The 12814-nt window shown below is 72.6% G+C and carries 14 protein-coding genes; 6 read left to right on the forward strand and 8 right to left on the reverse strand.

Annotated elements, in window-relative coordinates:
* The first annotated feature begins 181 nt into the window (after positions 1-181).
* Positions 182-904: a CAP domain-containing protein gene (locus ACZ6C1_RS17780; protein ID WP_469242015.1), complete on the forward strand. Its 723-nt coding sequence runs from the start codon at positions 182-184 to the stop codon at positions 902-904.
* A 2-nt stretch (positions 905-906) separates the two neighbouring features.
* Here ACZ6C1_RS17780 and ACZ6C1_RS17785 read toward each other — a convergent pair whose 3' ends face one another.
* Together ACZ6C1_RS17785 and ACZ6C1_RS17790 are read right to left on the reverse strand one after the other, a co-directional pair.
* Positions 907-1665, reverse strand: a complete 759-nt coding sequence (locus ACZ6C1_RS17785; protein WP_469242016.1) for a peptidoglycan recognition protein family protein — start codon at positions 1663-1665, stop codon at positions 907-909.
* 144 nt (positions 1666-1809) lie between these two features.
* Positions 1810-2352: a class I SAM-dependent DNA methyltransferase gene (locus ACZ6C1_RS17790; protein WP_469242018.1), complete on the reverse strand. Its 543-nt coding sequence runs from the start codon at positions 2350-2352 to the stop codon at positions 1810-1812.
* 237 nt (positions 2353-2589) lie between these two features.
* Here ACZ6C1_RS17790 and ACZ6C1_RS17795 point away from each other — a divergent pair, with 237 nt between their 5' ends.
* The 3 genes from ACZ6C1_RS17795 to ACZ6C1_RS17805 all read left to right on the forward strand — a co-directional run bounded on the left by ACZ6C1_RS17795 (position 2590) and on the right by ACZ6C1_RS17805 (position 5170).
* On the forward strand, positions 2590-4032 hold the full coding sequence (locus ACZ6C1_RS17795) for a WGR domain-containing protein (RefSeq protein ID WP_469242020.1): 1443 nt from the start codon (positions 2590-2592) through the stop codon (positions 4030-4032).
* On the forward strand, positions 4029-4514 hold the full coding sequence (locus ACZ6C1_RS17800) for a hypothetical protein (RefSeq protein ID WP_469242022.1): 486 nt from the start codon (positions 4029-4031) through the stop codon (positions 4512-4514). The genes ACZ6C1_RS17795 and ACZ6C1_RS17800 overlap by 4 nt, the downstream gene beginning before the upstream one ends.
* A gap of 116 nt (positions 4515-4630) precedes the next feature.
* Entirely contained in the window at positions 4631-5170 is a 540-nt protein-coding gene (locus ACZ6C1_RS17805) for a DoxX family protein (RefSeq protein ID WP_469242023.1), read from the forward strand.
* A 519-nt stretch (positions 5171-5689) separates the two neighbouring features.
* Here the strand turns inward: ACZ6C1_RS17805 and ACZ6C1_RS17810 are convergent.
* Positions 5690-5845, reverse strand: a complete 156-nt coding sequence (locus ACZ6C1_RS17810) for a DUF6131 family protein (RefSeq protein ID WP_469242025.1) — start codon at positions 5843-5845, stop codon at positions 5690-5692.
* 143 nt (positions 5846-5988) lie between these two features.
* Here ACZ6C1_RS17810 and ACZ6C1_RS17815 point away from each other — a divergent pair, with 143 nt between their 5' ends.
* Together ACZ6C1_RS17815 and ACZ6C1_RS17820 are read left to right on the forward strand one after the other, a co-directional pair.
* Positions 5989-7257, forward strand: a complete 1269-nt coding sequence (locus ACZ6C1_RS17815; RefSeq protein WP_469242027.1) for an FAD-dependent monooxygenase — start codon at positions 5989-5991, stop codon at positions 7255-7257.
* A gap of 109 nt (positions 7258-7366) precedes the next feature.
* Complete coding sequence (locus ACZ6C1_RS17820) at positions 7367-7750, forward strand: hypothetical protein (RefSeq protein WP_469242029.1); 384 nt, start codon at positions 7367-7369, stop codon at positions 7748-7750.
* A gap of 79 nt (positions 7751-7829) precedes the next feature.
* Here ACZ6C1_RS17820 and ACZ6C1_RS17825 read toward each other — a convergent pair whose 3' ends face one another.
* From ACZ6C1_RS17825 to ACZ6C1_RS17845, 5 genes are all read right to left on the reverse strand, one after another.
* A complete protein-coding gene (locus ACZ6C1_RS17825) occupies positions 7830-9395 on the reverse strand; it encodes an AAA family ATPase (protein WP_469242307.1) in 1566 nt (521 codons plus the stop codon).
* A gap of 86 nt (positions 9396-9481) precedes the next feature.
* Positions 9482-10072: a hypothetical protein gene (locus ACZ6C1_RS17830; RefSeq protein ID WP_469242031.1), complete on the reverse strand. Its 591-nt coding sequence runs from the start codon at positions 10070-10072 to the stop codon at positions 9482-9484.
* Entirely contained in the window at positions 10069-10365 is a 297-nt protein-coding gene (locus ACZ6C1_RS17835) for a hypothetical protein (RefSeq protein WP_469242308.1), read from the reverse strand. Before ACZ6C1_RS17835 ends, ACZ6C1_RS17830 begins: the two co-directional genes overlap by 4 nt.
* A 2-nt stretch (positions 10366-10367) precedes the next feature.
* Complete coding sequence (locus ACZ6C1_RS17840; protein WP_469242033.1) at positions 10368-12137, reverse strand: hypothetical protein; 1770 nt, start codon at positions 12135-12137, stop codon at positions 10368-10370.
* 51 nt (positions 12138-12188) lie between these two features.
* Positions 12189-12716, reverse strand: a complete 528-nt coding sequence (locus ACZ6C1_RS17845; RefSeq protein ID WP_469242035.1) for a hypothetical protein — start codon at positions 12714-12716, stop codon at positions 12189-12191.
* Positions 12717-12814 lie beyond the last annotated feature (98 nt).

Raw genomic sequence — 12814 nt, forward strand, 5'->3', positions numbered from 1 at the left:
GGCTCGATAGGAGCGGGGCGGTCACCCCCTGGATCCCTCCGGCGATCCCCCTGTCGACGCCGGCGGTCGCCCCATGTGGTCGTTTCCGTGGACCAGCGGTTTCCGGCCGAGACGCGTACGGAAGTCTTCCCTGAACACCGCCCGGCGCCTCGCCCGTTCTCAGAAAGAAAGCGGAGTCCCCGTGCAGCCGCACCCCCACCAGGACGACCCCCGAGACGACGCCGCGCATGTGGGCCGTGACCGCCTCGTCCGTACGGTCCACCGGGGCGCCGGAACCCTGATCGCCGGTACGGCGGCGGCCGCCGCCGTGGTCACCGCGATCTTCATCACCGGGGACATGAGGGGTGACTCCGGGGGCCCCGGTGACGGCAGTGACCGCGGTGACCGAGGTGACCGTCGTGCCCTCCGGGCCGGAACGTCCCTCCCGACGCCCATCCCCATGTCGGCGGAAGCCGCACCCGAGCCGGGTGGCGGCGACAGCACGCCCCGCGTCGGCGGCGCCCAGGCGGCGGGGATCGCGGCCGAGTACGCCGAGCGCGTCGTCGCCCTGGTCAACGCGGCGCGCGCGAGGGCCGGTTGCCCTCCGCTGCGCCTCGACAGCCGCCTGAGGAGCAGCGCCCAGGGCCACGCCGACGACATGGCCGCGCGCCACTACTACGCGCACGACAGCCCCGAGGGACGCGACGCGGGCGACCGGATGGAGGCCGCGGGCTACAACTGGCGTACGTGGGGGGAGAACATCCACCGCGGGCCCAAGAACCCCGCCAGCGCGATGCGGGACTGGATGGGCAGCGCGGAGCACCGCAAGAACGTCGTGAACTGCGAGTTCAGGGACATCGGCGTGGGCGTGAACCTCCGTTCCGACGGCCCCTGGTGGGTCCAGAACTTCGGCGCCGCGGGCTGACCCTATCGGCGCTGGATACGGGCGGCCCGCGCGCCGATGTCGGGCAGCTTCGCGTACAGGGCCGCGCCCGGACAGCGGGTGGGGTAGCCGTCCGCGTGGCCGCCGACCACGGGCAGGACCGCCTTCGTCCCCTTCGGGTAGCGGGCCTCGTCGTGCGTGGACACCAGCGCGACGCTGCCGCGCGGATCGGGGCCCCGAGGCCCGAGCTTCCAGGCGATCAGCCGCGCGATCGCGTCGAGCATGGGCTCCGGGACGGTCTCCCCCTGCGTGAACGTCCCGATCGCGGCGATGCCGACCGTCCCCTCGTTGAACCCCTTGGTGTGCGCCCCGATCACCGGCCGGTCGACCCCGCCGGCCCGGCCCTCGTAGATGGTGCCGCACGCGTCGACGAGGAAGTTGTAGCCGATGTCGTCCCAGTCCCTGCCGTAGGCGTGCCCCGCGTACACGTCCCGGAGCGTGCGCGGCACGGTCGCGCAGTCGTAACCGTTGGGAGTGCTGGTGTGGTGGATGACGGCGGCCTTCACTCTCGGCGCGTAGCGGGCGCCCGGAGCGGTGTCCACGCTCTCGGCGTGCCAGGCCCGGCGCGGGACGATCGCGGGCCGTGGGCCCTGGTAGAGGGCCCGGTGCGCCCGCTCCGGCGACGAGGAGGCACTGCCCGGCGACGCCCCGAAGGGGTTGAGCCACACCGAGGTCGCACCGAGGAGTGCGAGCACCGCCAGCGCGGCGGCGCTGCGGTACCGGCGCCTCCGCATCAGCTGCATGCTCCACGCTCCGCTCGTAGGCTCGCGGCCGCGGTGGTGCCGCACCACACCGGCGCCAAGGGCCGTCACCGCCATCGTCCCCGGGCCCCGCCCCTCGCGCCCGCCGGACTGCTCCGAGTGGCTGTCCGCGTACCGGACCGGTGGCTATGCCCGCGGGGGCTTGCGGGCCAGCAGGAAGGCCTGGGGGGTCCTCTCCGTCGCGTGCGCCTCGCGCACCAACCGCGCGTCGACGCTGAACCCGGCCGCCGCCAGCAGCTCGGCCAGCCGGTCCGGTTGCCAGCGGTGGAAGTCGAGCTCGACGGTGTGGCCGAACGCCTCCGTCAGGCGCAGTGGCTCGTCGCCGACCTGGCAGGCCAGCAGCAGGTGGCCGCCGGGGGCCAGCACCCGGTGGAACCCGGCCAGCACATCCGGCACCCGCTCGGGGTCGACGTGGATGAGCGAGTACCAGGCGACGACGCCGCCGAGCGTGCCGTCCCCGAGGTGCAGGTCCGTCATCGAACCCTCCTCGAACCGCAGGTCCGGATACACGCCCCTGGCGACGTCCAGCATCCCGGGAGAGAGGTCGACGCCGAAGACGTCCAGCCCGAGGGAGCTGAGATGCGCGGCGATGCGGCCGGTGCCGCAGCCGATGTCGGCGACCCGACCGCCTCCGGCGCTCCGCACGGTCGCGGCGAAGGCGGCGAGCATGGCGCTGTCCAGGGGTTTGGCGTCGAGGTCGCCGCGGGCGAACGCGTGGTAGTGGGCGGCGATGGTGTCGTAGGACCGCCGGGTGGTTCGTACGGAGGGTGCTTCGGTCTTGGCCCTCGACCCTAGCGTCCGCGAACGGGCCGTCGTGGCGGGCCGATTGTCAGTGGTGCCTTCTACGGTTCTGGAAGTGGGACTCGCGGAACAGGCCGCGGGCTCCGTCCTGGGGAGGGGTCTGCCATGTCGACGGTGTCGACGACGTATCTGGAGCTGTCACAGGACGGCGGCGGTGCGCACAAGTTCTACGAGGTGACGGTCCAGGGGCAGGTGGTTTCGGTGCGGTACGGGCGGATCGGCGCCGCCGGGCAGACCCAGACGTCGACGTTCCCGACGCCGCAGAAGGCGCAGGCCGCCGCGGCGAAGAAGGTGGGCGAGAAGGTGCGCAAGGGGTACGCGCCGGCTGTGCCGGGGCAGCGCGCGCCCCGAGCCGTCACACGGCGTCAGGTGTCCTCGGCGCCGTCCACCGCGCGGGCGGTCGCACCGGTGCTGTGGCGGTTCCGTACGGGCTCGGCGGCGTTCGGTATCCACGTCGACGACGAGCGCTGCTGGGTCGGCAACCAGGCGGGGGACGTCTACACGCTGGACCACGGCGGCGAGGTGCTCGCCCGGTACAGCCTGCCCGACGGCGTCAAGTGCCTGGTCGCCGACGACTTCTGGATCTACGCGGGCTGTGACGACGGCCGGGTGTACGACCTGTCGTCGAAGCTGCCGTTCGCCGCGTACGACATCGCCGCCGACGTGGACATCTTCTGGCTGGACATCCATGAGGGCGTGCTGAACGTCGCGGACCGGGGCGGGCGCCTCACCGTGATCGACCACGAGGACGAGCACCAGTGGTCGCGCGGCGGTCGCGGGGAGCACGCGTGGATGGTCCGCGCCGACGACCGGGCCGTCTACCACGGTCACCACCGGGGCGTGACGGCGTACGCGCCGGACGGCGGCGGCGAGTTGTGGCACACGCCCACCAAGGGCGCGGTGCTGTTCGGCTGGCAGGAGGCCGACGCGGTGTACGCGGGCACGGGGCACCGGGTGGTCCAGCGGCTGTCGAAGGCGGACGGCGCGCTGGAGGCGACGTACGGCTGTGACAGCGCGGTGTATTCGTGCGCCACCTCGCCCGGCGGCCGGTTCGTCTTCGCCGGTGACGCCGCGTCGTCCGTGTACTGCTTCGACCGGGACGGTACGCGCCTGTGGAAGCTCGGCACGGGGGGCGGTTCGGCGCTGTCGATGCAGTACCACGAGGAGCGGCTGTACCTGGTCACCACGGACGGCTCCCTGCTGTGTGTGGACGCGAGCGAGGCGGCGATCACGGCCGCCCAGCAGGGCACGGTTCCGGTCGCCCGGGACGTGAAGCTGGCCGCCGCGCTGCCCACGTACGCGCCGGCCACGGCCGCCGCCTCGGTGACCACGGTGACGGCCGCGCCTGCCGGCGCGGTGGTCGTGGAGTGCGTCCAGGAGGGCGGCAGGATGCGTGTGCACGTGGTGTCGGACGGTTACGAGCGGTCGTGGAACGTTCAGTTCCCGCGCGCGATAAGGGAGCCGGGCGCGCGGTACGTGGTGGATTCGTTGCACCCGGCGTCAGGAGGCTTCTACCGCGTGCGGGGTGACATCAGGAGGCTGCTGTGACGGACGAGGGCTTCGAGGCGGCGACGGGGGAGGGCCCGGCCCCGCCGGCGACGGCCGGGGCGGCGGATCGCAGGTCCGCCGAGGTGCGGGTGGCGTTCGAGGGGCTGTTGCAGATCCGGCGCCTGACCAACACGGCGGGCGGTGACCCGGGGGCGGTGCCCGCCGCCTGGGAGCGCAACCGGCCGGTCAGGGCGGTCGCTCTGGCGCTGGAGGCGGCCGGGATCGCGCCCTCGGCCGTCGACGCGGAGGGGCGCCGCGTGGCCACGGGATATCGCGTGACACCGGGGGAGGGGCCGGGGACGGTAAGGGTCGAGTGGCTCGGCCCGCCGGGCGGCGGGGCCGCCCAGGAGGAGGAGAGCGCCCTCGCCGAGTGCGCCCGGGTGCTGGGCCGCCTGGGCTGGGAGGCTCTGCTCTACCGGGGCCCGCGCAAGCGCCGGTTCCTGGAGGTGGAGCCGGTGCCCGGCGGCGGACCGGGCGGTTGACACCGGGGCCCGGGGCGGCCGCTCACCCGTACGGCGCACCAACACCGCCCCCGTGGGCTGCCCGGCGTGACAGTGGAACGGTACGCATCCGATGCCGTCATGCCCGGGAGTCCCCCATGAGCGCCTTCAACCGACGCGACTTCGGCCTGTTCGTCCTGCGCGTCGGTACCGGTGCGGTGCTCGCCGCGCACGGGGCGCAGAAGCTGTTGGGCTGGTTCGGCGGCGGCGGCCTGGAGGGCACGTCCAAGGCGATGGAGGCCATGGGTTTCCGGCCCGGCCGCCAGAGCGCCGTCGCGGCCGGGCTCGGAGAGGCGGGCGGCGGAACGCTCCTGATGCTCGGGCTCGCCACCCCCGCGGCGGGGGCGGCCGCGGCGGGCGCGATGGCCGGGGCGGTGGCGGTGCACGCTCCGGCCGGGTTCTTCAACCAGTCCGGTGGCTTCGAGTACCCGGCCTTCCTCGGCTTCACCGCAGCGGCGATCGGCGTCACGGGCGCCGGCCGGTACTCCCTGGACCACGCCACCGGCCACCGCTTCGACCAGCCCTGGACGCTGGCGGCGGCGTTCGTCGGCAGCGCCCTGGCGGCGGCGGCCGTGGTCGGCAAGCGCGCCAAGGACCAACTCGCCGAAGCCACCGACGACGGCAACGGCGGCGCGTAGCCCGTCACGCCCGGCGGGCACTCGGCGGGCACTCGGCGGGCCGTCACGCCCGGCGGGCTCGGCGACAGCCCGGAGCGTCACCTGCGAGGGTCCGCGCTGTATGGGGCGCCCGGCACGATGAGGGCCCTGCGCGACGCCTCGCCCGGCGCGGTATCCGGGCAGCAGGCTTCAGCCCCGAATCTCCCTGGCTCCGGCTCGTCCGTATCCCCACCGGCCCTGTCCCGCGCCCCCGCCCCGGCCTGTTCCGTGCCCGGCCCGCATCGCCGCCCGGCTGCCCCGCGCTCCGGCCCGCATCGCCGCCCGGCCTGTTCCGCTCCCGGACCCGACCGTCCGCATCCCCACCGCCCGCCCCGGCCCGCATCCCGTCCGCCCCGGCTGCCTCGTCCCGCGGTGCTCCCCGCCCCACCCCCGCCCATGCCCGGCGGCGGTCCCGGGCAGCGTGAGGCCGGCCCGCGTCCCTGCCCGGTCACCCGGCGGGTGGGACGGAGCGGGCCGGCCCGGTGCGGAGGTGCCGATGGGTCAGTAGTAGTGACGCCGTCCACCGACCGCATGTCCCACGGCGCCCAGAATCCACAGAATGACGCCGATCACCAGCAGGATGATGCCGATGGTCCACAGAATGCCGATGCCCGCGATGAGACCGATGACAAGCAGGACAAGACCCAAGATGATCATGACGCCTCCGATCAGGAGAGTCCCACTAAAGATGACGTCCCCAGTCAGAGCGGGAGCAAACCGACCAAATGCCACCAGACTGTCCGAGCGCCTGCTACGTTTCGTGGTCAATTGACCATGGGGTGTCATCCAGGGGAGTCTGCGTGAAGGTCGCCTGCGTCGGCGGCGGGCCCGCCGGTCTGTACTTCTCGATCCTGATGAAGCTACGAGACCCGTCCCACGACATCACCGTGTACGAGCGCAACCCGGCCGGCTCGACGTACGGCTGGGGAGTCACTTACTGGGCGGGCCTGCTCGACCAGCTGCGTCGTCACGACCCGGTGTCCGCGCGTGCCGTCGCCGAGCACTCGGTGCGGTGGAGCGACGGCGTGGCGTACGTCCGCGACCGCTCGACCGTGCACCACGGGGACCAGGGCTTCGGCATCGGCCGCCACACCTTGCTGGACATCCTCGCGAGGCGGGCCGAATCCCTGGGCGTACGCCTCGAGTTCCAGCACCCGGTCACCGACACGGCCGATCGGTTCGGCGCCGACCTGGTCGTCGCCGGCGACGGGGCCCACAGCGGGCTGCGCGCCCGTCACGCGGACCACTTCGGCACCGACGTCACGATGGGGCACAACAAGTACGTCTGGCTCGGCACCACCAAGGTCTTCGACGCCTTCACCTTCGCGTTCGTCGAGACGGCGCACGGCTGGATCTGGTGCTACGGCTACCGGTACGGCGAGAACCACAGCACCTGCGTCGTCGAGTGTGCGCCCGCCACCTGGACCGGCCTCGGCCTCGACCGGGGGAGTCACGCCGACAGCCTCACCCTGCTCCAGGGTCTCTTCGCCGGGCCACTGGACGGCCACCCGCTGATCGGCCGGGCACACACCGACGGCAGCGCGCGGTGGCTGAACTTCCGCACCGTGACCAACCGGAACTGGTACCGGGAGAATCTCGTCCTGCTCGGCGACGCCGCGCACACCACCCACTATTCGATCGGCGCCGGCACCACGCTCGCCCTTGAGGACGCCATCGCCCTGGCCGCCGCCCTGCACGAGAGCCCCCGTCTCCAGTCCGCCCTCGCCCGCTACGAGCGCCAGCGCCGGACCGCTCTCGTCCCCACCCAGAGCGCGGCCCGCTACAGCGCCCGGTGGTACGAGAACCTGCCCCGCTACATGGACCTGGCACCGCCCGAGATGTTCGCCCTCCTCGGCCAGCGGCACTCCCCCCTGCTGCCGCACATCCCGCCCCAGCTGTACTACCGGATCGACCGGGCCGCCGGACAGCTCGAGGCGCTGCGCAAGCTCAAGCGCTGGCTGGGCCCCCGGCTCGCCCGCACGGTCTCGGGCGTCAGCCGTGGTCCGGACCGAGGAAGAAGTCCGCGCCCGGCTCCTCCCCGTACACCCGGTGGCCCGAGCGGCAGGTGAAACGGCAGCCCTCGGTCCGGCCGCCGGCGGTCGCCGGCACCGCTCGAGCGAGCTCGGAGCGTGAACCGGAGTTCTCGTGACGAAGGCGCACACCGCACACTTGGTTCTTGTGAACGAGGGAAGCAGCGACCACCACGACGACGACCATGACCACCACCATGAGCAGGACCACGGCCCCGCGTATGACGACGACTCACCCCGCAGGGGCCGCGTCGTGCTCATGGCGGTTCTGGTCCCGGTCGTGGGGGCGGCCGGGGGCGCGGCGGGCCCGTTGTTCCGGGGCACCACGTCCGCCGGCGGTCCGTTGCTCGTCATCACGGCGGTCGTGGTGTTTCTCGCCGCGTTCGCCCTCTTCTCCCTCAGCGCGATCTGGCTGCTGAACAAGGCCTCGCTCGCGGTCGCCCATGTCAGGGCGCACCGCGACCGCCGTGACCGCCCCGACCCCCTCGACCGCCTCGACCCCGTCGACCGCCCCGATCCACGGGGACGTTGACCACCTCGGTCCCCCGCACCCTCGACGGCGAGGGCGCCGGACCCACCCGGCCCGGCCGGCCCGGCGCTCCGCGCCGCCCTCAGTCCTCGCGGAAGACGATCCGGCGCGGGCCCGTGCCACCGGGGGTCGCCGCGGCGATCGTGGTCCGGCCGGCGGGAACGGCCCGCTCCCGGCCCCACGCCCGGATCTCCTCGATCTGCTCCGGATTCACCCGGCTCAGCGGCACCGTGTTCGCGAAGGTGTCCAGGATGAGCGAGGGCTTCAGGTTGCCGACGCCACCGCACAGATGGGCCTCCGCACCCACGTCGTGCAGGGCGGAAGCGATGTCGGAGCCCGCGAAGCCCTCGGACAGATCGACGAGCCGGTCCAATTGCTCGGCGTCGGGCTCCACCTTCAGATAGCGGCGGAAGTACAGCTCGATGATCTCCTTGCGGTCCTGGGCGTCCGGCAGGTCGACGAAGAACAGCTCGTCGAAGCGGCCCTTGCGCAGCAGCTCCGGCGGGAGGCTGCGGACGTCGTTCGCGGTGGCGACCACGAAAGCACGGGACTGCGACTCCTGGAGCCAGAACAGGAACTGCCCGATGATGCGCTGCGGCACGCCCGAACCGTCGTCCCGGCCGGCCAGCCCCTTCTCGATCTCGTCGATCCACAGGATGCACGGGGCGACCCGGTCCGCCATCGCCAGCGCCTCACGGAAGCGCCCCTCCGACTCGCCCAGGTACTTGCCGTGGATGCTGCCCATGTCCAGCCGGTACAGCGGAAGTTGCCACTCGTGGGCGATGGCCTTGGCGGACAGCGACTTGCCACAGCCCGGCACGCCCACCAGCAGTACCCCGCGCGGCGGCCGCAGCGCGGTGCCGCGCAGATCGGCGTGCATCAACTCGTGCTTGCGCTTCAGCCACGTCCGGAGACTGAACAGGCCACCGACGGTGTAGTCGTTCTCCTGGAGCTGTACGCGCTCCAGCCCGGTCAGATCGCTGAAGATCCGGTCCTTGGCCTGGGCGAGCCCCAGCACGTCCGGCTTGGTGATGGAACCCTTCGCGGCGACCGTGGCCATCAGATTGATCGCCTCGGCCTCGGTGACCCCGGCCAGGAACTCGGCGGCCCGCCGCGCGTCGGCCTCGTCCCACTCCACCGGAAGGTGCCCCTGATGGTCGTGGAGGAACGCGCTGAGCGTTCCGTACATCTCCTCCGAGTTCGGCAGGTCCAGGTGGAGGCTCATGCCGAGGCGCTGCAGTCCGCTCCAGATGGGCGTGTCCGTGATGATGATGATGCTGCCCATGTTGTTGTCGGCCATGCGGGCCAGCTCGGCCATGTGCCGGGTGATGGGGCTGTCGCCTTCGAGATCGGCAGGGTCGACGAAGACGACGGTGGCGTTGGCCCGGCTGGCGAACTGGGTGGCCGTGAAGTCCAGGGCGCCGGTCAGCGAACGGTCGTCCATCACCGTGGCGTTCGTCCGCAGGTCGCGCAGCCCCGTCGCCCTGGTGTAGATCCAGAACGGCATGCTGCTGCGCCGCGGCTGGGCCACGGCCTCCCGCAGCAGACGCTGTGCGCGCTGCTGCTCGATGGTGCGCATACCGATGACCGGTACGCGGGCGGAAATGTAGCTGTCGAGGTGGTACAGGCTCTCGGCGTAGTTCGACATGCGGACCTTCGCGTTCAAGGGCGGTTGTTGGGGCGCCGGCGGTCAGGTTGAGGACGGCGGGGGCACGGGACGGAGGGCCGGGTGCGTCAGTCGGTGACGACCCGCCGCCGGGGTGCCGCCGCCGGGTCGTACGCCGCCCAGGCGTCCGCCGGAGGGCGTGCCGGGGACGATGCCGGTGCCGCGGCCGGGTCCTGACCGAGGACGACGGTGAGCGCGTTGTCCCGCAGGGTACGGCGGCGCTGCTCCACCCAGTACGCGTCGGCGCCGTCCGCCCGTGCCACCTCCTCCAGGCTCCGCTCCAGCTGCGCCTGGAGTTCGGGGACCTGGCGGTCGACGAGCTCGGTGAGCTGTTCACGCAGCCGCTCCGGCAGTCCCTGGTGGCGCGCCAGCAGCCGGATGCTCTGGAGCCCGATCCTCGCCTGCGCCAGTTCACGCCCCGCGGAGAACTCGTCGGTGGCCGCCTCCATCGCCCGTACCAGGGTGTCCGCCCAGGCCTGCAGCCGCGTGCCGAGCGCCTCCGTGAGGTGCCTGGTCAGCCGCGCCATGGTGTCGCCGTCGTACGCGCCCTCGTGGACCGGCGGCAGCGCGCCGGCGTCGACGGGCTCGAAGGCCGCCCAGCGGCGCAGGAATACGACCCACTCCTGGTACGCGCCGCCGTGCCCCCACAGCCCGCTCACCGTTCGCTGCCCGGGCGGCGAACGAAGGTCTCGCCCGGTGGCAGCGGCTCCCAGTCCGGGAGCCCCTCCACCACGCGCCGCATGCGGTTGGTCGCCCGGTCGGTCTGCGCGGCCGGGCGGGTGACCGCCCACGGCGAGTCGGTGACGGGCCTGCGGACGGGCGGCGGGGGCGCCGTGGAGGCGGCGGGCGGTGGGGGCTGCTGCGGCACCTGCGCCGGCGACCAGGGCCGCGGGGGAGCCCCGGGCGGCGGGTTGTGCGGCGGTTCGTGCGGCTGCGGCGGCACATGCGGCATGCTCACCGGTCGTCCTCCTTGCGTACGGTGCGGCCGTCGAACGGCGAGCCGCCCTCGGTGGCGGTGCTCAGCGAGGTGATCAGCTCGCGGCACCGGGCCTCGACCGCGTCGGCGGCCCGGAACTTCTCGTACCAATCGGTGAGTTCGGCCGAGGCGGCCCGCAGTTGGTGCAGCGACTCCACCTTGGCCTGCTCCAGCAGGCGGCGGGCGTTCTCCTGGTGCTTCTGCGCCGCGCGGGCACCGTTGAAGACGAACGCACCCCAGACTCCGCCGGTGATCAGTGCGGCGATGAGCGCGAAGCCGAGGTTGATCTGGCCGATGATCACGAGGATGCCGACCACCACGGCCGCGAGCGGCAGCACCTTCTTCACCATGGGGTACGCCAGCCCGCCGACGAACGGCGCCATGTGCTGGTCCCAGTGCTGGGCCAGCGACCCCTCCAGCGTGGCGAGCGGCTGGGTGAAGGACCCCTGCCAGGGCGGCAGCTGGAACACCTGCGCGCCCACACTGTGCGCGGAACCGAACCGGGCCTGAACGTCCTGCGGCACCCCCGCCCGGTAGTCACGGGTGAAGCCCGCGTGCGCCTGGAAGAACCACTCGTGACAGGCCGCGACCGCCAGCCGCTGCGTCGCCGCCGACGTGCCGATGGCCTCCGGGTTGAGCGCGGCGGCGGTCTGCACCGTCAGGTAGTCGAGCGTCTCCTCGTACGAGGCGGAGTCCGCGTCCGCCGCCGTGCGGGCCGCGTCGAGGTCACCGTCGTGGTCGACGACCGCCTTGTTGAAGGCGAGGTCCCGGCGCAGCGGCAGCTCCTCGTTGTCGTACTCGGACACCAGCCGGTCCAGGATGTCGTCGACGGCGTCCTCCAGCCGGCCCGACGGAGTGAACTCCTGCGCCATCAGGGCCGTGTACGTGTCGAGCAGCGCCTGTTGCGCACGGGCCGCCGACAGTACGGCGTCCAGCTCGGGCCACTGCGGTGAGACCCCCGCCAGCCTCGGGAACTCCGCCTTGGCGGACGGGGCGCGCAGCGTGTCGATCTCGGCACGCCAGCGTGCGACCTGCCGCGCCTGCGCCTCCGCGCTGTCCATCAGCCGTTCGCGCCAGTCGTGCAGCGTCTTGTTCAGCAGCTCCCGCCCTTCCAGACCGAAGGCGCCCTGCGCGATCGACTCCAGGATGACCGCGAACTCGCGGCCCAGCTTGGCCGGGTCCTGGGCGAGGAGGTAGTGCCGGAGCCAGCGCACCGCGCCCTGCCGGCGGTCCTGGCGCCGCAGGACGAGGGCGAAGAAGAGCGAGGTCCGGTCGGGGGAGCGGCGGAACGCCTCGTCCACGGCCCGCTCGCACAGTCCACGGTCGTCGGCGGACCAGGACGCGAGCGCCACCAGTGCGGGCGCCAGCCAGTAGCGCGGTGTCTGGAGCATCAGCTGCTCGCTGACCATCCGGATGTTCTCCTCGGACACCAGGCCCACGTCGAAGGCCTGGAGCATGCCCACCGCCGTGCGCCGGACCGTCTTGTGGTGGCCGAACTCATGGTCGACCTGGTCCTGGATCACGCCGATGCGGGTCTCGGCGCGCTGCACGTTGGCGATGAGCTGGGCCTGCCGCATGAAGGCGAGGAAGTCGTTGCGCAGCTGCTGGAGTTCGGTGGCGGTTTGCTGCTGCTTGGCCTCGACGGACGAGACCTGGCCGGACACGGATCCGACCTGCTCGCTGAGCCGGGCCACGAGGTTGCCGACCTCACGCACCTTCTGGTGCAGCGCGTAATCCAGCTCGACCATTCGGATCTCCGTTCAGGGCGGTGCTTGCCAAGGGCTGGGAGCGACGGGTTTTCAGGGGCGTACGACGGTGCCGTCGTCGAGCACGGGGAGGACCAGCCCGCTGCTGTAGACCTCGATGTAGGCGTAACCGCCGGACCGCGCCAGCATCCGCGCCTTGGAGAAGGGCTCGGGCATCGGGTCGGCGGGAGCGAAGTGCTGGACGATGACATTGAGGAGGTTCAGCTGGTGGTCGACGAAGGGCGGGCCGAGGTAGCACCGCGCCACGAATCCGAGCGGTACGTCGCCGTGGGCCGAGGCGTACTCCTCGCGGGCCCAGTCGGCGAGCTGCCGGCACGCGGTCTCGTCGAGCCCGGCGTCGAGCCGGCCGACAGCCCGGCGCAGCCGCTCCGACCGCCGGTCGTAGAGCCCTCGCCGCAAGGGGCCGATCCCCGTCCCGCCGGTCGCGGTGCTCTGTTCGCGTGTCGCGTCCGTCGTGAGCCGGCGGGTCGTCCGTGGTGCCCGGCCGGGCGATTCCGTGCCGCCGGACGGCACGACGCGCCGGGGACGCTCGATGTGCCCCATGTGTCCCCCGAATGTCATGGGTGTGACCCAACAGTTCTCGTGTGTGACGCGAAAAGACTAGTGACGCGTCATCAATGATGGTTCCGGAACAGCGGATTGTCGCCATCGGAACCCAA

Source organism: Streptomyces sp. NPDC041796, from assembly GCF_055590785.1.

Excerpts from the sequence above, each read along its gene's own strand:
- ACZ6C1_RS17785 (WP_469242016.1), bottom strand. The coding sequence starts at position 1,665 with ATGCAGCTGATGCGGAGGCGCCGGTACCGCAGCGCCGCCGCGCTGGCG.
- ACZ6C1_RS17790 (WP_469242018.1), bottom strand. The coding sequence starts at position 2,352 with ATGCTCGCCGCCTTCGCCGCGACCGTGCGGAGCGCCGGAGGCGGTCGG.
- ACZ6C1_RS17795 (WP_469242020.1), top strand. The coding sequence starts at position 2,590 with ATGTCGACGGTGTCGACGACGTATCTGGAGCTGTCACAGGACGGCGGC.
- ACZ6C1_RS17805 (WP_469242023.1), top strand. The coding sequence starts at position 4,631 with ATGAGCGCCTTCAACCGACGCGACTTCGGCCTGTTCGTCCTGCGCGTC.
- ACZ6C1_RS17810 (WP_469242025.1), bottom strand. The coding sequence starts at position 5,845 with ATGATCATCTTGGGTCTTGTCCTGCTTGTCATCGGTCTCATCGCGGGC.
- ACZ6C1_RS17825 (WP_469242307.1), bottom strand. The coding sequence starts at position 9,395 with ATGTCGAACTACGCCGAGAGCCTGTACCACCTCGACAGCTACATTTCC.
- ACZ6C1_RS17835 (WP_469242308.1), bottom strand. The coding sequence starts at position 10,365 with ATGCCGCATGTGCCGCCGCAGCCGCACGAACCGCCGCACAACCCGCCG.
- ACZ6C1_RS17840 (WP_469242033.1), bottom strand. The coding sequence starts at position 12,137 with ATGGTCGAGCTGGATTACGCGCTGCACCAGAAGGTGCGTGAGGTCGGC.
- ACZ6C1_RS17845 (WP_469242035.1), bottom strand. The coding sequence starts at position 12,716 with ATGACATTCGGGGGACACATGGGGCACATCGAGCGTCCCCGGCGCGTC.